The following is a 20,776-nucleotide window of genomic DNA, read 5'->3' as shown; positions in this document are numbered from 1 at the left end:
TCGTTCCTCCGTTCCCGCTTAATCCGTCGCCGCAAAAGTATGCCCGCAGGACGGACAGAACCGGGCGTCCAGAGGGGATGCTTTGCCGCAGACGCAGTCTTTTTCGTTCGCAAGCGTTTTGATCTGTTTGTGGTTATCCTCGATTTCTTGTTCCAGCCGCACGATGTCCGCTACGTTCGATTGATAGTCCGACTCCGCGACTTCCGGCATCCGACCGACCGCGTTCAGGAAAAACAGGCGGCCGATGTTCTGGTACAGCTTCTCGATCTCCTTCTGCTTGTTGCTGTTCTGAAGCTTGAGCTTGTTGACCTCCACGACGATTTTCGCTTTGCTGCCCGCCTCGGAGAACCCCGATTTCACTTTGTCCATGAAGCTCATATCCATTCCTCCCAGAGATAAAGGTTGATTATGCTCATTGTAAAAGAATGCCGAGGTCCCCCCTAGTTACATGTTGTCATTGTTTTTGTCACCTTTGTATGAATGGCACGGAAGGGGGGAGGCGATCCAGGGACGGCTTTGTACGATATGACTCCCTATGACAACGAAAATGACATCGTGTAACTGGCGCATGACTTTCAAAAGGTTTACGATTTTAACGAATTTCGTGCAATCGAGCCAAAAGTTGAAAAGATGTTCCACATCGCTGCGATAGAAGCCAGCGCGGAATTCGGAGTGACCTTGCGGAAAAGGAGAGGGTGTGAGAGGGTGAGAAAATTATCGACCAAGACGCTGCTGTGGCTGTCAAGCTTGATGCTGATCCTGGCGGGCACCGCTTCGTTCGCTATGGCGAAGGATGACAAGGTGAAGGTCTATATCGAAGGCAAGCTGCTCGAATACGAAGGCCAGCAGCCGGTTATTCGCGACGGTACGACGCTTGTGCCTTTCCGTGCGACCTTCGAAGCGCTGGGGTACAAAGTCGAATGGAACGGCGCCGATCGGAAAGCGACGGGGAAGAAGCCAGGGGTGGAGATTGAGCTGACGCTGGGCAGTCAGACGGCCACAGTCAACGGCAAAGCCGTCAAACTGTCCGTCCCGGCGCAGACAATCCGCAGCAGCACGATGATTCCGCTGCGATTCGTGTCGGAGAACAGCGGGTATACGGTGACGCCTTCGAAGGTGTCCGGAACGACGATCATTCAGATCGGCAAGGGCGCTCCTGCCGGACAGCCGCAAGGCGGAGGCGCCGAACGACCGGAGCCGTACGTCGTGAAAGGCAGAGTCGTCAACCCGCAGGGCGAACCGATCCAAGGCGCTTTGATCACGATTGACAACCAACTGCTGTACAACAGCAATTCGCAGACGAAGACGGACGCGAACGGGCGGTATCGGATCGAGCTGACGAAAATGGCGGCAACGTATATGGCGTATGCGGAATTTTCGGTCATGTACGAGGGCGTGAAGCACAGCGTTGATTTGATTCCCGACGACGACAGCCCATTCGCCGGCAACGAGGGCGCCGTCCGCAACTTTACCGTCAAGCTCGACAGCGCGACCGGAACGGGCGGAAGCGGAGAGGTGCTGTTCTACATGATGGATCTCATCCACCCGCTGAATCCGGTTCTTGAGCCGCCCAACCGGGACGATGTCACCCTGACGCTCGAACCGGTGGACAAAATGCTGGACGGAACTTCCGGCAAGAAAATCGTCAGCAAGGGCAGTCGGTCGAACAACGGCTACGGCGTCCATAACGTGCCGATCGGCAAGTACAAAGTAAGCGCGGTCTATGCGCCTCCCGGCGCCGAACCTCAGCAAATGCTGATCAGGGTTGTAAACCCGGGTCAGGATGATCCTTTTCATCAATCGGTTGTTGCGGGCTTTCAAAAAGTCACGAATAAAATCCACAAAATGGAGCTTGAGCTGAAGCTCGATGTCGTCAAGCCGCCGGCCGAAGATCCGAATGAATGGGACTGGGACGCTGTCTACGATGTCAATGGGAATCGCATAGATCAGAACGAGGAATGGACCTGGTAATGGACCAATACAAACGAGGGAGAGCGCAAAATGAAAAACAGACAAAAATGGAGCAAGGCTTTGTTCGCCGTCATGCTGATCGCCATGATTGTGGCGACAGGCTGCTCGAAGGTTGAAAAGGCGATAACAGAGGCGGAACAGGGAACGACGACAATCACCAAGGAAGACGGCGAGGAGATTAAGCTGTCCGGCAAAGCGGACATCCCGGAGTTGTTCCCGTCCGATATCCCGATTCCGGATGAAATTCAAGTCACGTCGTCGATCAGCGGCAGCGATTCCGTCACGCTGACGATCGAAACGGAGATGCCCTTCGAGGACATAGTCAAATTGTATTCCGACTACGCTCAACAAGCGGGCTATTCGGAGGTTCATAAGCTGGAGGCCGATAAGACGATTAACCATTCGTTCCAGAAAGGCATGGAGAGGTTCGTGTATATGCTGCAGCTCGATCTGGAGGATAACAAGACGGTAACCGGGGCTCTCGTCTATTCGAACAGGCCCGATGCCGAGCAATAATCGCAATCTATCATTCGATTAAGAAGGGAACATGACGATGAACGGGGAACCTACGAATATACAGCAAGCCGAACCGAAGGATATCGCGGACAACAAGGCGATGGCCGTATTGGCCTACATCCTCTTTTTTGTCCCGCTGCTCGCAGCCAAGCAATCGAAATTCGCCATGTATCATGCCAACCAGGGATTGACGCTGTTTCTGGCGCTGGTCGCCGTCAATATCGTCAGCTCGATCATCCCGATCATTGGCTGGCTGATCATCGGCCCGCTCGCGAATCTGGGCTTGTTCATTCTCGCGATCGTCGGAATCTTGAACGCGGTCGGAGGAAGATGCAAGCCGCTTCCGCTGATCGGCGGGTTCCGGCTCATCCAGCACTAAACGAAACGAATACCCGGCGATCGGGGCTGTCCCGTCAGCGGTCAGAGAGCGCAATCCGCGCCTTCGGACCTAGGGACAGTCCTTTTTGCGCACGATCCATTCCCGCTCGGCTCCCGGCAATTTCCCGACCTTGCCGGGAACGGGACTCTTGTGACCGGGAACGGAACGCCGGTATGATGGATGGTGTCGAGGTGATGAAAATGGCCTTTTACGAGAATAGCGATCTCCAGCCGCCTGACCGCCGGCGCTTGCTGGCCTGTCTTGCGGTTGCCTGCATGGCGTATCCGCTCGCCCAAACCTTCCTGCTGCCAGCTGTGCTGCTCGTCGTCCTGGGCGGGCTTGGCGCCGTTTGGGCTTATATTCGCCAGATCCGCCTGGAGGCGGAACGCAGCGCGAAGGAACTGCAAAATAAGTGCAGGGAATTGGAGCAGGTGCGCCGCAACACGGCAAGCCTTGTCGAGATGTCCGTGCAGGAGGAGCGCAGCCGCATCGCGCACGAAATCCATGACGTTGTCGGGCATACGCTGACCGCCGCGATTATTCAGCTCGAAGGGGCGAAGAGAATGGCGGAACAGTACGGCTGTGTTCCGCCCGAAAAGCTGGAATTGCTGAGCGGACTCGCGCGGAAGGGATTAAACGATATTCGCAGCGCGGTTAAGGCGATTAGGTCGGAAGGAGTGCGGGCGATGCCGCTGGAGGCGGCGCTGCGCGAACTGATTCAATGTACGGAAGAGACGATGGAGATCGCCATCGAGGCTGATATTTCGCTTCCGGCGACGCCGGATTGGGGCAGGCTGACGGAGCAGGCGCTGTACAGCGCGCTGCAGGAAGGATTGACGAACGGCATCCGTCACGGCAGATGCTCGCAGGCGCGCTTCTCGCTGCGAGCGTCCGAAGGCAGGCTTCGGTTCAGGCTGGTTAATGACGGGGAGCCCTACGGCTCCGCGGTTCCCGGCTTCGGACTGTCGTCAATGATCGAACGGGTGAAGCTGCTGGGCGGAAGAGTAAGCATTCGTTCCTCTGCCGACGCCGACGGCAATCCGGCCGGCTGCGAGCTGTCCATCGATTTGCCGCAGGCCGGTTAAACCGGCCTTCCGTTTAGGAGTCGCGGCCCATTCCCGCCTCCCTGGCCATCAGGACCGCCTGCGTCCTGTCGGCGGCTTGCAGCTTGCTCAAAATATTGGATACGTGGTTGCGCACGGTTTTGAGCGACAATCCCAATCTCCGGGCAATGTTCACGTTGCTCATGTCCCGGGCGATCCACTGCAGCACTTCGCGTTCCCTCGCGGTAAGCTGGGGGAACTGGACATTCTCGGCTTTGTTTACGATCGCGTCGAAGTAGAACATCATTTTGCGCGCGATCGTCGCGCTGAAGATCGCTTCGCCTCCGCCGACCGCATGGATCGCCCTGAGAATCTCCTCTTTCTGCGCGCCTTTGAGCAAGTAACCGCGAGCTCCGGATCGCATGGCGGAGAAGACGGACGCATCGTCGTCGAACATCGTCAAGATCAGGATTCCGATATGCGGGGACGTTCGAATGATTTCGCGGGTCGCCTCGATTCCGTTCTGGCCCGGCATGTTCACATCCATTAAAATCACGTCGGGCTGCAGCAGCTCGGCCAGACGCACGGCCTCGTTTCCGTCGGCGGCTTGTCCCGCTACCTCGATCCCTTCTTCGTTTTGCAGATTCGCAGCCAATCCTTCCAGAAACATCGGATGATCATCCGCCAGCAAGAGGCGCAGCCGTTCCGTCTCCATTCCGTTCATTGTCCGTTCTCCTTTCCTCGTTGGGCAAGATGACATGGATTTTCATTCCTTTTCCCGGCACGGATTCAAGCTCGAACACTCCGCCGAGCTCTTCCGCGCGCTCCCGGATGGAGCGCATGCCTATGCCGGGCTTGACATGCGCGGGCAGGCCTCTTCCGTTGTCCGAGATCCGGATATGGAGCCTATCGTTCTCCTCGTTCAGCCGGATATGGCATTTGCTCGCATGGGCATGACGCGTGACATTCGTGAGCGCCTCCTGCACGATCCGATATACGGCCACTTCCGAAGCCGCCGATAGCGCGAGCTTCCGGTCGGCTCCCTCCAGGGAAATCTGCAGCGAGGAGCTTTGAACCTGCATGGACAGCTCCTGCAAAGCGAAGGCGAGTCCGAATTCGTCCAATGCGGGCGGCCTAAGGGAATAGACGAGCCGCCTGATGTCGTCGATCGATTCGCGCATCTGCTTCTGCACGAGATCGAGCGCGTGCCTGGATCGCTCGGGATCGTCCCGGTGATGGCGGACGGCTTCGTTGATATGCAGCGTCATGCTGGCCAGAGAGGAGCCGAGTCCGTCGTGCAAGTCCCGGCGAAGCCGCCTGCGCTCCTCTTCGCGCGCGTTCACGAGCCGTTCGCGCGAACGGCGCAGATCTTCGGTGAGGCTGTGCGTTTGGACGGCGATGCTCACCTGACGGGCGAGATCTTCAATCATATGGTGCGTTCCGGGAGGCAAGGCCTCTTCCAGCCGATGAACGCCGAGGATGAGCCGTCCGACGGACATACCCTTGACTTCCAACTCGATCGAGACGGAATGTTGGGCCGGGGCGCCGTACACCGCCAATTGTTCGATACCGCTCTGCGAATATGTTTCGATGGCGACATAAGGAATTTGCAGCGCGCTGGCTACTTTCTCCGCGACGGAGGAGAGCAGCGAGGCGTGCGTCAACGAAGATTCCAATTGCTCCGTCAGCTTGGAGAGGATGCGGTAAGGATCGTCGCGTTTGCCGTAAACCAGTTGATTGACCGCTCTCTGAACTTCCGCTCTGAGGGGCTGGAACATGACCGCGAGCAGTCCGGTCGCCAGCATCGTGACGACGGCATGCGCCTTGCCCTGGATCATGTAGCCGATCGTGCCGACCAATAGGGCATAGGCGCTCACGATAATCACGCTCAGCACGATATAGACCATCGTCCGGTTGAAGGCGTTCGGGAGATGCTTCGAACGGCGTTCCAGCACGATTACGCCAATGGAGAAGGGGACGAACATCAGGCTGGAATAGACCGCGATCTGCACGAGCATTCTGGCGAACCCGTGCCCGTCTTCTCCGAACAGCGAAGCGACGTTGCCGAGGATGCCGGCAGCCACGTAGACGCACAGGCTCGTCAACAGCCAGCGCAGCTGACGCTGCGTTCCGGCCGAGGTCTCCCGGGAATAGCGATAGACGAGCACGACGAAGGTCAGAACGTGCGCGACGGCGATGAACCCGTAGGTCCATGCGGAAGGAATCGGCAGCAGCTGCACGCCGAACAAATAAGGCGGGACGAGATTGAGGAGCAGATGGGCGACCCAGAGCCAGGCGAGAACGGCCGTCCAACGCGGCCTGAATCGTCCTTCGGGAAACAGCAGCAGGAAGAAGAGGTAGGAGGCTCCCAGAATATTGAGCCCCTCGAACGCCTTGACGAGAAACGGATAGCTCCCGAACAGCTCGTCGTTCGCGCTGAAGATCGTGCCGGTCACGATGAGCGCGATGGAGGCCGTTACGCAATATAGATCCTTCCGGCCGTACCGGTACAGCAGCAGCCCGACGACCCAGAAGCTCAAGTTTTGAAGCGCCAGCAAAATAAAGATCAGGCTGCCGTACAGATCTGGGCTGATTCCGACTTCCTCCAACTGTTGGAGTTGGGCGGACTTTAACTGAAGATACGTGCAGGGCGCGTCCCCGCAGGAGGTGGTGTAGATGCCGACTCCCAGTCCGTGGCTGGAGACGGAGACGACGAAGGAGGCCGCAAGCAGCGCCCACCAGAGCGCATGCAGCCCCGCATTACGATAGAGCTTGCTTGCCCGAGAAGGATGAATTCCCATGTCCGAGTTCCTCGCAAAAGTCCATTTGATGCTAGTGTATCATAGGGATTTCGTGCGGTCGCGGGAAAAGCGGGCAATTCCCGGCCGACCCGGGAAACTTTCTTCGGCGGAAAGCTGAACGCCGGGAAGTTGAGCTGGGAGATCTGTTCGCAAGCGATGTCAACCCGTGCAATCGACACCGCGCATTTACAGGAATCGACGGCGTTTGACCGCGATGTCGCGCGATAAATTAGGTATTTACTTTTCCGCAAAAACTTCTATACTGAGTGTTGAAAATAATAAAGTTTCTAAAAATACATTATTTCCTGAAACTTTATTTTTAAAATGGATCGGGGGAGGGACACGCCGGAGCGTAAAAGAAAGCCGCTGCATGGTGCAATTTCAATCCAAGGGGAAGGAAGTGCACGTATGACACGTTCTTTGTTCTCGCTTAACAAGTCTCTAAGTATATTGCTGGTCATAAGCCTGATTGCAAGCGTATTCACCGTTGTTGCGGCGCAGCCTGCGTACGGAGCTGAACAACAATTGGATTCCGAGGCGGGGTCTGTGGAGGTCGATCACCCGAATGGGGAAACCCCGCCAGGTGAGGACGGAGAGGAGGGGGAGCATCCCCTTCCGGATTCGGACGAGGAGTCGCAGGGGAACGATTCGGAAGGCCGGACAGAGCTGGAGCCGGACCAACCGCCTGACGAAAGCGATCCGTTCGACGAGTTAACACCGCTTATACCGCTAGCTGAACCGCTGGCTGCTCCCGGCGCAGGCTGGAAGCTCGTCTTCGAGGACTTCGAGGACATAACCGATTTGCGGGCCACGGGCGCTCAGGCCAATGCCAACGTGCTGACGCAAGCCTCGCGTCCCGAGCCGGTCAAGTACGGCTCGAAGTCGGCGAAGCTGGAATACGATTTTCTCGGGATGTCCGGAACTTCGGCGGCGTACATACGGTTCAGAAATACGCTGGGAGCGGACGGCCGGGATATTCCCGGCGCGCCTGCGAAGATCGGCTTCTGGATTTACGGGGAAGACAAGGCGCACTGGATTCGCGGTCAAGTGCAGGGAGCGGGGCAAGCCGGGGTAACGATAGACTTCAACGCCGCCGCTTCGGTCATCAACGGCTGGAAGTACGTGACCGCGGATATTCCGCCGACTGTCGCATCTCCGATGAAGCTTAACTTTATTTACGTGGTGGAGACGGGCACGAAGAGCTCGGGGAAAATCTATGTCGACGAATTAAGCGTACTGTACGAAAATACCGATCTGTTCGCGTTGGAGTGGGCGAACGTGGCGCCGATGACGGTCGGAGAGACGCGAGCCGGGAGAGTGCTGGCGACGCGCAAGAATGACGCGGAGCCTCAGTCGGCAATCGGCGGCCTGACGTATTCGAGCAGCGACGAGAACGTCGCCACCGTTGACGGGAACGGAATCATCACGGCGCATCATGCAGGAGAAACGGAGTTGACAGCTGTGTACAACGAGAGATATCCGGCCGTGTATCGCTTGGTCGTATCCGACAACGAGGCGGTTCCGGACGAGGTGCAGATCGAAGGGCCGACATCGATGGTGTTGACGGAAACCGGATTGTTGAAGGCGTACGCCGTGTTTAACGGCGCTGAGCCGGTGGACATCTCTGACCAAACGATATTTACCGCGGAGCTTGGCAATCCCGTCGCTCATGTGAGCGGGCGAACGATTCAGGCCGCGGCGGTCGGCCATATCGAGATTACGGCGACGTATAGAGGCGTATCCCGAAGCTATACGCTGGAGGCGAAAGCCGGCGAGCTGAAGACGATTGAAATTCGCGGCGTGTTCTCCGCAATCGTCGGAGGGGAGCCGGTGACGGCGAAAGTGTTCGGCGATTACAAAGTCGAAGGCTACAAGGAAATACCGTCCGGGGCGACGTTCACCAGCGACAATCCGGCCATCGCGTCGATCGATCCGGTCACCGGCGTAATTGTCGGAGCCGCGCCGGGAACGACGTCGATTACGGCGACGTACGAGGGCCAGCTGGCCAGGCAGATGATCGTCGTGACGAACCCGGTGTCCTATCCGAAAGAGGAGCTGCGCGGAGCCTGGATTTCCACGGTCGAAAATATCGACTGGCCGAACGCGACCGACTTCGATCCCGAGAAGCAGAGGGCGGATTATATCCGATTGCTGGACCAGTTGAAGGAGACGGGTATCAATGCGGTATTTACACAAATTCGCCCGACGAGCGATTCTTTCTATCCGTCGGAATATTTTCCATGGTCGCATTGGTTGACGGGAGAGCAGGGGAAGCCGCCAAGCGACGGCTACGATCCGCTGGGCTTCATGATCGAGGAAGCGCATAAGCGGAACATCGAATTCCATGCCTGGATCAACCCGTACCGGATCAGCATGCACGCCGATCCGTCCAGGCTCGCGCCTGAGCATCCGGCCAGGCTTCACCCCGACTGGGTCGTCTCCAACGGCGGCAAGCTGTATTTCAATCCCGGCATACCTGAGGCAAAGGACCATATTATCGCCGGCGTGAAGGAAATCGTGGAAAAGTACGATGTAGACGGCATTCATATGGACGATTATTTCTATCCTTATCCCGGCACCGAGGAGTTTAACGACGCCAGAGAGTACAATGCTTACCGGGACGGCGGCGGCGCGATGAATTTGGCGGACTGGCGTCGCAACAACGTCAACAACATCGTCAGAGACCTGCATGCAGGGATCAAAGGCTTAAAGCCGTACGTCAAATTCGGCATCAGTCCGTTCGGAATCTGGCGGAACAAGGGTACCGATCCGACCGGATCGGATACGACCGGCCAGCAAAACTACGACGGTCTGTACGCGGATACGAGAACGTGGATCAAGCAAGGCTGGATCGACTATATCGCTCCGCAAATCTACTGGCACTTCGGATATTCCGCGGCCGCCTACGAGAAGCTGATCGATTGGTGGACGAAGGAGATCAACGGGCAGAACGACAATTCCGGCAAGCACGCCGTCCACCTGTACATCGGTCAGGCGCCTTACCGGGTCGGTGTCGACGCGAACTGGACGAATCCGGATCAGCTTCCCGCGCAGCTCAGGTTCAACCGCGACCGGGGGGCGGACGTGTCCGGCAGCATCATGTTCAGTTCGTCGCATTTGCTGGCCAACCCTCTCGGAGTCAGGGATACGGTCGCCTCAATGTACTCCCGTCCGGCTTTGATTCCGGATATGCCGTGGATGACGGGCGTCGAGCTGCCGGAAGCTCCTGAGATCGCGGGACTGAAGCTGGTCGACGGCGGCAGCCAGCTCGGTTGGAAGGATGGCGGAGACGAGACGCCGGCCTACTATGCGATATACCGGATTCAAGGAGCGGGAAAGCCCGATCCGAGCGATTCGTCGCATTTGCTGGCGACGGTCAGACGGAGCGAAGGCGAGCTTCAGCTCTATACGGACAACACCGCGATGGAATGGCAGGAGTACACGTATGCGGTATCCGCGGTTAACCGCCTGCATCGCGAGAGCGGATTAAGCGCTTCGATATCAGAGCCTTCCGTTCGAATCGAAGCGATCGAGCTGGGGCCGTTAACGGGTATGAAAGTACCGGGGACGCAGCAAGTTCGAGTGTTTGCTTTGACGAGCATGGGAGACCGGGAAGAGATCGCTTCCGGAGTTGTTTTCACCAGTTCGAACGAGCGGATCGCCACCGTCGGCAGTACCGGTCTGATCAAGGCGTTGGCTGCGGGAACCGCCGTCATTACCGCCGAATACGAGGGGCTCAGCGCGTCCTATACGATGAACGTCCAGGCGGCGGACGCTTCGGGAGGCTCGGGGGGAAGTCCGAGCGGCGGAACGCCTGCGACTCCGTCTGTCGTATCGAAGGATGCCCGAGTCGTGACCGGCGATGAACTGGAAAAGGCGGTCGGAGGAAAGCTGAGCCTGGCGGCGGGAGAGGGCAAGACACAGGTGCAATTGCCGGGAGACGCGGGCGACCGGCTGGGCGAGCAAGGCTTGCTGAGCATCGAGTTCGACGGAGCGACGGTATCCGTGCCGGCTTCGTTGCTGAGAGAGGCGGCGAAGCTCGCTGCGAACGCGGCGGGCAAGGATCTGACGATCGCCATCGAAGGGCGTCCTCTTGCCGATGGAGACGCGACCAAGCTGCTGCAAAGCTCGCAGCGGTTGGCGGGAGCGGCGCTGTCCGGGAATCGGATCGTGGAAGTTCGCATCTTCGCGGCGGCGAAAGACGGCGGCATAACCGAGCTGGAACGGTTCGCCGAGCCGCTCACCTTGACGCTGGAGCTGCCGAAAGGCGCCAAGCCGGTGCGAGTCGGCGTGTACCGTCTCGTCGATAACGGCGCTCCGGTCTACGCGGGAGGACGCTTGACGGACGACGGGCGCATCGTCGCCGAGATCGACCGATCGGGCAGGTTCGGCGCGATCGCGTACAACAAGCAGTTCCCGGATATTCGGGCGAACCACTGGGCTGGCGAAGCGATTAAGGACATGGCGGCACTTCACGTCATTACGGGGCTGCCGGACGGAACATTCTCTCCGGATCGAGCCGTCACCCGCGGCGAATTGGTCGCGCTGCTCGTTCGGCTGCTGCGGCTGCCGGCGGGGGAAGGAGCGGCTTTCGCCGATGTGAAGGCGGACGACTGGTATGCCGATGAAGTCGCGGCCGCCGTCAAGGCGGGCATCGTGCGCGGCTCGGGCAGCGGCAAGTTCAATCCGAACGCGGCCATTACGAGGGAAGAGATGGCCGTCATGCTCGTGAACGCGTATCGCGCAGCCGGCGGCGGCTCCGGAGCGGCAAGCGCGCCCAGGCCGCAGTTCGGCGACGGCGGAGAGATCAGCGCCTGGGCCGCGGAGTCGGTCGACGCGGCCGTACGGGCAGGCTTGCTTCGCGGCAGCGGGAACAACAAGTTTAATCCGGCCAAGCCGACGACGCGCGCGGAGAGCGCCCAGCTGATGGTCAATCTGCTGGAGGCGCTGAAGAAATAGCGAATCAAGCAAAAACGCCTTCAGCGTCCCCTGGACGATGAAGGTGTTTTGTCGGAGACGATTCAGATAAGAATAGCGGATTTTATACATTCTGTCCTGAATCGCAAATAAAGGTGCACCCGTCTCCTGCGGGCAATTTGCCCGACGAAGGAGGTGAGGTGCACCTTTGGTCGTTCTATTCGCAAGCGACGCCGTCGCCGTCCCGGTCCAATTTAGCGGAGTAGCCGGGATCTCCCTTGCGCAGAGGCGCTTTGCCCGCCTCGCGCACGGCGGCGCAATTGGGATAGCGAACCTCGTTGTTGCCGGCCGGAGCCGCGGTTGCCGGCTGGTTCGGAAACAGAACTTTGGGTTTCTCTACGATAAACAAAATTTTCGTGCCGTCTTCATAGGCCGACAGCTGATGCCCGACCCAGCTGCCGGCTCCCCGGTTGTCGCTGGCATCGATGTAGGCGACGCTTGCGCCCGCTCCGCCTTCCTCGCACATCGCCATCGGCCATTCGTCGCGGTCGTAGCCCGAGCGCGTCTCTATTCCGGCCAGCGATTGCTTGCGGTTCTCTTCCGCCCCGCCGCGGTCGATCGTGCATACGTCGGAATACCCTTGCTCGATCGCCCCGAGAATGTGCAGCGCCGTTTCGGGATAGTCGTCGCTTGGAAAGATCAGCTCGTAGTCGTAATCGTCGTGCTCCGTCTGCCGCGGCGCGTCGGCAAGGGGCTTCTGCGCCAGTGCGCACCCGGTCGCAACCAGGACGAGGACAAGAAGGAAAGGAATAAGCCGTCGTTTCAAAGATGTCGCTCCTTCATTCGTTACAGCCGAACTTATGTTTGCGTTCGGGTTATATAGGAATTCTATGCCAGGAATCGAATTGTGTCAAAGATTATTCGCAAGGCTGATCGAATAGCGCCCGGCGATTCCCGGCTACAGCTTGAAGTAGCGTACCGATTTGTTCAATTCGTCCACGATGGATTGCAGCCGCTCGGACGCGTAGGCGATATTCTCGACGAGCGCGAGCTGTTCCTCCGTCGCCGCCGCGACGCTCTGCGCCTTGTCCGAGATTTCCCGGGCGGAAGAGGAGGATTGCTCCATGCTGGCGGACACTTCCTCGGAGCTCGCCGACATCTGCTCGGTAATTGCGGACGTGTCGTGAAGCTGCCGGGCGACCTGCTTGATCGATTCGGCGATCACTTCGAATCCGTGCGCCACTTCGCCCAGTGCAGCGGAGCCTTCGTCGCTGTTGGTCACCGTAACGTTCATGTATTCGGAGGCGAGCGCGATCTCGCCGCGGGTATCCCCGATCAATTGGTTGATATGCTGAGCCGATTCGAGGGAAACGGCCGCCAGCTTACGGATTTCCTGAGCGACGACGGCGAAGCCTTTGCCGTGCTCGCCGGCCCGGGCCGCTTCGATCGAGGCGTTGAGCGACAGAATGCCGGTCTGGTTGGCGATCGTCGTAATCTTGTCCGTAATCTCGCCGATCTTGTCCGACTTCTCGCTCAGCACGGCAACGCTTCGACTCAGATCGCCGATCGTGCCGGCCATCCGTTCCATTTGTTCCTTCATCCTGGCCAGCAGCACGGTTCCTTCATCGGCCATCGTGTTTGTCTGTTGGGAATGGTCGGAAATGACGTTCGTGCTTTCGGCGATCTTCTGCACGCCGACCGCCATCTCTTCCATCGCGACGGTCGATTCGCGCGCGATCGAGGACTGGGTTTCGACGAGCGTCGTCACCTGTTGAATATTTTCCGCCACATGGGAGGCGGCGTCCGCTGATTCCTTGGCGCTGTGGGCCAATTCTTCCGACGCGGCGGCGACTTGGCGGCTGTTGTCGGCGATGGCCCCGATCAGTTCGCGCATCTTGGCGATCATGCCGTCGACCGAGAATAGAATCTGCCCCAGCTCGTCTTTGTCGTATTTGGCTTGAGGCGTGAAGTTTAGATCTCCGGCGGCGACTTGTTGCGTTTTCGCTTGCACGAGGGATACGGTACGGCTTAGCTTGCGAATCACGAGCAGTCCCAGGGTGATGAGCAAGATCCATTCCACGATCAAAATAATGTAGGTGGACGTAGTCGTCGAGGCGTTCTCGGCGGTTACCGCATCCACTTCCTGTTCGGCGTAAATCTCCAGTATTTCTCCGAAATCGTTGATGTTGCCGCGGGCCTCGTCGAATTCCGCCAGCAGCTTCGCTTCCTTTTCGATCGAGTAGTCGCCGGCTTGGAATTGGGCTTCAGCCAGCTTGACCCACTCGTTAAAATGGAGGTCCATCTCCGTAATCGTATCGTTAATCGATTTGCCGCTGTCCGGGTGAGTCCTATCGGCGATGCCGTGCTCCGTCACGATCCGCAGCGCCTGGGCGATGCGGTCGTTCGTTTGCTGAACGTTCTCGGAGAAGTCGGCTTTCGCCTGCTCCTTGTCTTCTGCGGAGACGAACGGAGAGCTTAACCGCTGATAGGCCGCCAATGCCTGGTACATATCCCTATCGGAGTTGAGTACGAGCGTAATCGATTGATTGCTTGTCGTGAACAGGGAGGTTTTCAGCCTGTTAATGTTGGATGAATTCAGCTCCAGCAAATAAATCCCCGTCACGGCGAACAAAATCAGGGGGATGAGGAGCAATACGAGCAGTTTGATGCGAATCGAAACGTTGTTGAGCATAGTGGCCTGGTCTCCTTGTTAGTAGATCGTCGAATGCTGATATGACATATATCGGCGAAAATGTAGGCAAATGTAGATAGCGTTGGCGGTATTTCACACAATGTTAGAAAAATTAGAAGAAACCTCTCCTCCGCCGGGATGAACCCGGATGGAAGAGAGGCCGGATGCGGAGGAAGGAGGTTAATCGGTCAGCTTAAGCGCCCGAAGCATTCTCATAACCGAGACGGTAGCCTGGGCTTTGGTCACCGTGCCTTGCGGAGCGAGCTTCGTCGCCGAGACGCCGTTTAATATGCGCTGCTCGACCATCAGCGCCATTGAAGATCGGGCGTACGGCGCAATGGAGGAACGGTCGGCGAACGGAGCCAGCGCGCTCTCGGAAGCCGCGTTCTCGGCGCCGGCGAACGCCATCGCCTGCTCCAGTACGGCGGACAGCTCTTGTCGGGTGATCAGCCCTTCGGGATCGAAGCGGTCGGCCGATTTTCCATTAATAATGCCGAGCTTCCAAGCGGCGATAATCTCTGGCGCGAACGGCGTGTTCGCATCGACGTCCTTGAACGGCGAGCTGTGGGAACCGGGCGAGATTCCCAGCCCGTTCACGATGATCGCGACCAGCTCGCCGCGGGTAATGTCCCGCTTCGCTCCGAAGACGCGGGCGTTGTCTCCGAAGGCGATGCCTTTGGCGGCGGCTTGCCGGATGTCTTCTCTGGCCCATGCGACATTCCAGTCGAGGAAGCTCGGAGCGCTCTGGACGATCGCGTAAATGCTGTTGCCCGGGCGCTTCAGCTCCGCCGACGCCGATCCGTCTTCATGCACTATGAACAGAGTGGGCACATGGCGGTACGACTGCTTGTCGGGATCGTACAGAACCCCGGTTGCCAGCGCGGGATCGACTTGGGCTTCCGCGTTCAGCTCGAAGAACCGGCTGACATAGACGGGGCCGAAGTCGTCCAGGGCGGAAGCCGCGTTCCCGGAAGAGAGCGCTTCGACCTTGAAGTCGAGCGGGCCGGCAAGCACTTGGGCGCCATTGCTCTTGGCGGCTGCGCGGAAGGCGTCCGCCGCTGCTTGATCAGGCGGTTGAATGGTGATGCGCACGCTGGCGACACCTTCGCCGAGCTTCAGCGCCTGAATCGGAAGGCTGAATTCCACTCCGTTCACGATCAGGGACAGAATGCCCGAAGCTCCTCTGTCTGCGATTGCTTGCAGGATCTCTTTGGCGATGACGGTTTCTACCGCGGCCGCGTCGGTGACGACGATGATTTGCGTCTTCGCCGATTTCGCTTCTTTGATCGACTTCACCGCGTCTTCCGTGTTTAAGCTGACCGTCGCTTTGCCGCCTTCCAGCTTTGTCGTCGGCTTCAGCCTGTTCGCCGCAGGATCGCCGATGCCGCTCGTGTCCGGCTCGGGCGCTCCACCGCCTCCCCCTCCGCCACCTCCGGAAGACGGCGATGCCGTCGTAAGGCGCAAGAAGCTGCCCGGGGATACGGCTGTAGCGCGACCGTCGTCTTTGGCGACGGCGACCACTTGAACGTCGTAGCCCGTTCTGGAAGCCAGGCCGGTCAGGCGGAAAGACGTGTCCGTCGTATAGCCAAGCCATGCGCGGTCGGCAAATATGTCATAGCCGGAAGCTCCCGCAGACGCGTCCCATGCAATCGTCGCCGAGGTCGTTCCGGCGGATAGCGCCTTCAGATTTGCGGGTGCGGCGAGGCCCGAGGCGGCCGTCGCTCCGTCGATCGGCAGTTCTCGGACGAGCGCGGTCGTCAGCGTCCGGTTGCGGTCGCTGCTGATATCCCAGCTCATCGTGCCGGCCAGGTCCAACGTTCTGACGAGGGCTGCTTTGTATAGAAGCGACTCTGCGTCGTCGTAAGAGATGAAGCGCTGCTTCTCCTCGTTGTACAAGTAGGGAACCTTCGCGGCGTCATTCCAATGCTTTACGTATCCGTTCTTATCAATATAGTTTTCTTCCAGATCGGTATAGTCGAATGTGAACGGCTCGTAAGTGCCGAACGTCTCGCCAGGAGGAACAGAGCCGCCTGCGCAGGCTTGGAACTGTCCGGGCGGAGGGCAATTCAGCCATCCCGGACCGTAGAACGGCACACCGAGCACCAGCTTGTAGCTTGGAACGCCTCCGTTCAAGTGTCCTGCGACACCCCCGGCGACGTTCAGCCGCGGACCGGAAACTTTCGGATGATTCTTGTCGTAGTAGAGCGGCGCGTTATGATGGGCGAGCTGCTCCCAATCGCCCGCGTAATCGTACGTCATGATGTTGATGAAGTCGAGATAAGCCGTCGATCGGGCCAGGTCGGCGTTCACGACGAAAGCGTCCGATTGCGAGGAGGCGATGGTCAGCAAGTAGTATTTGCCGTCCACAGAACCGGCGGCGTCGAGCGCTTCGCGCACGACCTTCATCAGCAACGTGAAGTTCTCCCGATCAAGCGGACTTCGCGAATTGGACTCCTCGCCGCCTTCGACCGGATACTCCCAATCGACGTCGATGCCATCGAGATCGTACTCTCGCAGGAAGTCGACGACAGAGTTGGCGAACGCCCTCCGGGTTTGCTCTTCCATCGCCACGCGGGAGAAATGGTCGGACCACGACCAGCCGCCTACCGAGACGAGCAGCTTCAGATTGGGATTTTCGGTTTTACGGGCGTTCAGTTTCGCGAAGTTGCCAATATCGACCTCCGCATCGCCGATGATCATCTCCCCATTGTGGACGTACTCCTTCTGCAGCTTGATGCTGTCGACCGTACAAGGCCGTCCGCCCGAGGAAAAACCATTCCAGCAAAGATCGGAGAAGGCGTAGTTAATATGAGTTAATTGTGCGACATCGATATCCTCAGGCATGAAGTTGCGTTCATATACGGACCATGACGTATAGTAGGTGATGATGTTGTACCGGCTTCCCGGCTTGACGCTGACGCTGGCGCTATCCGGCGAAGTCCATAGCTTGTTCTTGGCGACGACCTTGAACGCATAGGTCTGGCCCTCGGTCAGTCCGGCAGCGACGAACCGATTGCTCGCGCTCGTTCCGGCAAGAACGCCGTCTCGATACACCTCGTAAGAGGTTGCCCCGGGCGAGGGGGCCCAGCCGAGCGCGACGGTTGTCTTCGTTGCCGTGACGACCTGGACGTCTCGCGGCGCTTCAAGCTGTCCCCACGTCAAGGTGACGGCGTTGCTGAGACCGGATTTGTCCGGGAGCTTCTGAGCCGCGACCGCAAACGAATAGACGGCGCCGGTCACGGTCGCTTCCGCAACGGGAAACGTGAAGCTGTTGGAGCCGTCCCATACGCCGGCCTTCCAGTCTCCGTTAATGTACACGTCATAACCGTTCGCTTCGGGCGAGCCGTCCCAGTTCAACGTGAGACCGGTTTCCGTCACGTCCGTTATCCGCAGATTGTGCGGAGGCAGCAGCGGCGCCTTCGGAATCGAGTTGGGATCGGCCGCCTCTGTCGTTATCGTGACGACGTTGCTTTTCAGGCCGGTTTTCCCGGGGGAAATGTAGAAGGAATACTCGGTTTCGGGCTGCAATCCGCCTACTTCAACGGGCGGGCCGGCGATCCATCTTATGTAGCCGCCGCCGCCGAAGTAAACGTTGTAGCCGTCGTCCGGGGTGATGCCGTCCATCAAATCCCAGGTCAACGTGACCTTATCGTGTTTGATGCCATCGTTCGGATCGGTTTCGACGTCGAGCACCCGCAGACTCTGCAAAGCCGTATTTTCTTCCGCGGAAGCCGGGGTTGCGGACAAAAAAGGGAGAGCGGAAGAGACGAGTAGAACGAAGCTCAGTATCAGTGCCGTCATTTTCAGGCGGTAGTTGCCGTAGACCATAACGCCAATTGCTCCTCTCTTAATGGGAATTAACGAGATTAAATATTGTAAGCGCTTACAGATTTTTCGACAGCCACCTCCTCGTTTCGAGCGTCGGGATGCTGTGCCGCTGAATGCAGTCTCGTTCGTTGTCGTCGTAGGCTTCGGGGGCGGGCTTCTGTTCGTTTCCCGTAAGCATGAGAGATTGTAAATGACCGGACGAACGAAAACGAGAGGAGAAAACAACGATTTTTTATAGATTCGCGTGTTCATTCCGATAAGAAGCGCTCAATCCGCTCGCAGACCAGAAAAAAACGGCCGAAAAGGAGCGATGCGCACCGCATCCGCCTCTTGGCCGTTCATTTGTTGGATCCTCTGTTAGCGTTCAGCTTCGAAAAAAGGGCAATCCGGCTTCGACAAAACTCGCCGGATCAGCGTCGCGCGAACTCTTCCCTGATCCGCTTCAGCAGCGAAGCGTCCGTCAGTACGTCGCAGCCGGTATAGGCGAGCATCGTCGCTCCGAACACCATCGCTTCGTATGCCCGATCGGTCTGCGCCGCGTCCCGGAATTCGATCGTGTGCAGCTGGTAAGGCTCGTCGACGACTTTAATGTACGGATGCGCGGCCGGGCAGCGCAGGCTGACGTTGCCCAGATCGAGGGAGCCGTTGTCGTGGCCGTGCACGATTTGATCCTCGGGGATGCCGCTTGCGATCAAATTCGCCGTAAAGGCGCCGGACAAAGCTGCGTTCGTCCGCAGCTCGTCGTAGGAATATTCGTAATTGCTCACGTTCAGCGAGCAGCCCGTCGCGATCGCGGCCGCCTCGGCGCAGGCTCTGACCTTGCGAACGAGCTCGTCGGTATAGGCGCGCGTCGCGCCGCGGACGTAGAAGCGGGCTTCGGCGTAATCCGGAATCATGTTAGGCGCCTGTCCTCCCTGCGAGATAATGCCGTGAATGCGGGCGTCGCTGCGGGTTTGCTGGCGCAGGGCGTTGACCGAGTTGAACAGCTGAATGACGGCGTCGAGCGCATTGATGCCGAGCTCCGGATTGGCCGCGGCATGAGCTGCTTTGCCGCGATACTCGAACTGCAGCGCGTCGATTGCGAGCGACGAGCCCGAACGTTCGTAGCTGTGATACGGATGCGCCATAATCGCGATGTCGCAATCGTCGAACAGACCGGCGGCGGCCATGTCCACCTTGGCGCCCTTCGTCTCTTCCGCTGGCGTGCCGTAGACGCGGATCTTGCCGCCTGTCCGGTCGGCGATCGCTCTTAAACCCGACGCCGCGCCGAGCGCCATCGTGCAGATCAGATGATGGCCGCACGCATGGCCGATTTCCGGCAGCGCGTCGTATTCGGCAAGCAAGCCGATCGTCGGCCCGTTCGTCCCGGAATCATATTCCGCGATGAACGCGGTCGCGAGTCCGAGCACGCCGCGCTCGACGCGATAGCCGAGCGATTCCAGCTCGGACGAGAGCAGGGCGGACGCCTGCTTCTCCTCGTGGCCCAGCTCCGGATGCGCTCCGATGAACGCCGCAATCTCCTTAAGACGGCCGGAATAGGCTTGTATATGGTCGTGAATGACGGTTTTCAGTTCGGTCATGGGTAGATCTCCTTTGCCTGTTTGAGATGCCGGTCATCGGCATTCTTCGCCTTCGATAGGCAATTTCAGAATAACGCACTAAGAGCAGAAACGCCAGAATTCTGCGCTCCGGGCGGGACGGTGTCCTATCGCTTTAAGGTGGGCGAAACGCAGAAAAACGCGTTATGTATATGTTATTTATAATTACATATATTGATGGTTTATTGTGGGTTTTATCGATTTATCTGCAATATAGTTAGTTTTATGTTATATTTACTTACATATAAAATGAAGCCGGAGCGTGATTGCCATGAACATTGCTTTCGTTGCCCACGATCAGAAGAAAGAGGAATTGGTCAATTTCGCGATTGCCTATCAACACTTGTTCCAGCATCATCGGCTCTTCTCGACGGGAACGACCGGCAAGCGGATTATGGAGAACACGGGCTTGTCGATCTTTCGTTTCAAATCCGGACCGCTCGGCGGAGATCAGCAGCTCGGGGCGATGATCGCGCAGAATGAGCTTGATCTGCTTCTCTTCTTCCGCGACCCTCTCGTCGCTCAACCACACGAGCCGGATATTACTGCGCTGCTAAGGCTTTGCGACGTGTACGGCATCCCGGTTGCGACCAACATGGCAACCGCCGAGCTGCTGATCCGCGCCTTGGAAAGAGGGGATTTCAGCTGGCGCGATATCATTCACCAGAATCAACCCGTCAACATCGCGGGCCGCAAGGAAAAGTCTGCCGCCAAACCTGTGGCTGCCGCAGGTGACAGACCAGTTGCCGCCGAGGGCAACTGAATCGCTTTCTCCAAGCCTTCGCAAGAGGAAGTTGTCACAAAAGAGTAGGTTCGCTCACTGCACAATAAATCTGGGAAAGTAAAGAAATGGCGATGCTGAGGGAGTTCATCCCCGCATCGCCATTTCTGATCTATATAGCTGCCTTCTTGAGTAAACTGTGGGCAGGCTTAGAGGTAAGCGTCAAATAGCCCCCACCTTGAGATCAGTGGGAGCTGGCGTAGGCTAAGTATTAAGACTGATGCATTCGGCACGTGTTCGGCAACGATTG

General features: G+C 58.2%; 12 protein-coding genes and 2 pseudogenes. 6 read left to right on the top strand and 8 right to left on the bottom strand.

The features are described from left to right. Nucleotides 1-18: 18 nt before the first annotated feature. A complete protein-coding gene (locus B0G52_RS02900; protein ID WP_094042030.1) occupies nt 19-378 on the bottom strand; it encodes a zinc ribbon domain-containing protein in 360 nt (119 codons plus the stop codon). 327 nt (nt 379-705) lie between these two features. Here B0G52_RS02900 and B0G52_RS02895 point away from each other — a divergent pair, with 327 nt between their 5' ends. The 4 genes from B0G52_RS02895 (at nt 706) to B0G52_RS02880 (ending at nt 3,951) form a co-directional block, all read left to right on the top strand. Beyond that, complete coding sequence (locus tag B0G52_RS02895) at nt 706-1,971, top strand: stalk domain-containing protein (RefSeq protein WP_158223553.1); 1,266 nt, start codon at nt 706-708, stop codon at nt 1,969-1,971. Nucleotides 1,972-2,001: 30 nt separating this feature from the next. Continuing rightward, nucleotides 2,002-2,487, top strand: a complete 486-nt coding sequence (locus B0G52_RS02890; RefSeq protein ID WP_094042028.1) for a hypothetical protein — start codon at nt 2,002-2,004, stop codon at nt 2,485-2,487. Between the two features lie 37 nt (nt 2,488-2,524). Beyond that, entirely contained in the window at nt 2,525-2,866 is a 342-nt protein-coding gene (locus B0G52_RS02885; RefSeq protein ID WP_094042027.1) for a hypothetical protein, read from the top strand. 194 nt (nt 2,867-3,060) lie between these two features. Further along, nucleotides 3,061-3,951: a sensor histidine kinase gene (locus tag B0G52_RS02880; RefSeq protein ID WP_233162375.1), complete on the top strand. Its 891-nt coding sequence runs from the start codon at nt 3,061-3,063 to the stop codon at nt 3,949-3,951. A 13-nt stretch (nt 3,952-3,964) separates the two neighbouring features. Here B0G52_RS02880 and B0G52_RS02875 read toward each other — a convergent pair whose 3' ends face one another. Then, a complete protein-coding gene (locus B0G52_RS02875; protein ID WP_233162312.1) occupies nt 3,965-4,633 on the bottom strand; it encodes a response regulator transcription factor in 669 nt (222 codons plus the stop codon). Continuing rightward, complete coding sequence (locus B0G52_RS02870) at nt 4,587-6,710, bottom strand: sensor histidine kinase (RefSeq protein ID WP_094042025.1); 2,124 nt, start codon at nt 6,708-6,710, stop codon at nt 4,587-4,589. The genes B0G52_RS02875 and B0G52_RS02870 overlap by 47 nt, the downstream gene beginning before the upstream one ends. Before the next feature lie 408 nt (nt 6,711-7,118). Here B0G52_RS02870 and B0G52_RS02865 point away from each other — a divergent pair, with 408 nt between their 5' ends. Then, nucleotides 7,119-11,669, top strand: coding sequence for a family 10 glycosylhydrolase (locus B0G52_RS02865; RefSeq protein WP_158223551.1), 4,551 nt, complete (start codon nt 7,119-7,121; stop codon nt 11,667-11,669). Between the two features lie 175 nt (nt 11,670-11,844). Here the strand turns inward: B0G52_RS02865 and B0G52_RS36560 are convergent, their stop codons facing one another. The 5 genes and pseudogenes from B0G52_RS36560 to B0G52_RS02845 all read right to left on the bottom strand — a co-directional run bounded on the left by B0G52_RS36560 (nt 11,845) and on the right by B0G52_RS02845 (nt 19,727). Then, nucleotides 11,845-12,036 carry an excalibur calcium-binding domain-containing protein gene (locus tag B0G52_RS36560; protein WP_255407488.1) on the bottom strand — a complete coding sequence of 64 codons (192 nt, stop codon included), beginning with the start codon at nt 12,034-12,036 and terminating at the stop codon, nt 11,845-11,847. After that, nucleotides 12,022-12,453, bottom strand: a pseudogene (locus B0G52_RS36525) (NucA/NucB deoxyribonuclease domain-containing protein); the annotation flags it as partial. The pseudogene B0G52_RS36525 and the gene B0G52_RS36560, both read right to left, overlap by 15 nt. Before the next feature lie 132 nt (nt 12,454-12,585). After that, a complete protein-coding gene (locus B0G52_RS02855; RefSeq protein WP_094042023.1) occupies nt 12,586-14,319 on the bottom strand; it encodes a methyl-accepting chemotaxis protein in 1,734 nt (577 codons plus the stop codon). 180 nt (nt 14,320-14,499) lie between these two features. Continuing rightward, entirely contained in the window at nt 14,500-18,147 is a 3,648-nt protein-coding gene (locus B0G52_RS02850; protein ID WP_158223550.1) for a glycosyl hydrolase family 18 protein, read from the bottom strand. Nucleotides 18,148-18,557: 410 nt separating this feature from the next. After that, on the bottom strand, nt 18,558-19,727 hold the full coding sequence (locus tag B0G52_RS02845; protein ID WP_094042021.1) for a M20 family metallopeptidase: 1,170 nt from the start codon (nt 19,725-19,727) through the stop codon (nt 18,558-18,560). Between the two features lie 289 nt (nt 19,728-20,016). Here B0G52_RS02845 and mgsA point away from each other — a divergent pair. Then, nucleotides 20,017-20,421, top strand: a pseudogene (gene mgsA / locus B0G52_RS02840) (methylglyoxal synthase); the annotation flags it as partial. Nucleotides 20,422-20,776 lie beyond the last annotated feature (355 nt).

The sequence above is a fragment of the Cohnella sp. SGD-V74 genome (assembly GCF_003001675.1).
Classification (GTDB): domain Bacteria; phylum Bacillota; class Bacilli; order Paenibacillales; family Paenibacillaceae; genus Cohnella.
The sequence above is the reverse complement of the archived record's forward strand: the minus strand, read 5'-3'. Positions and strand labels throughout refer to the sequence as shown.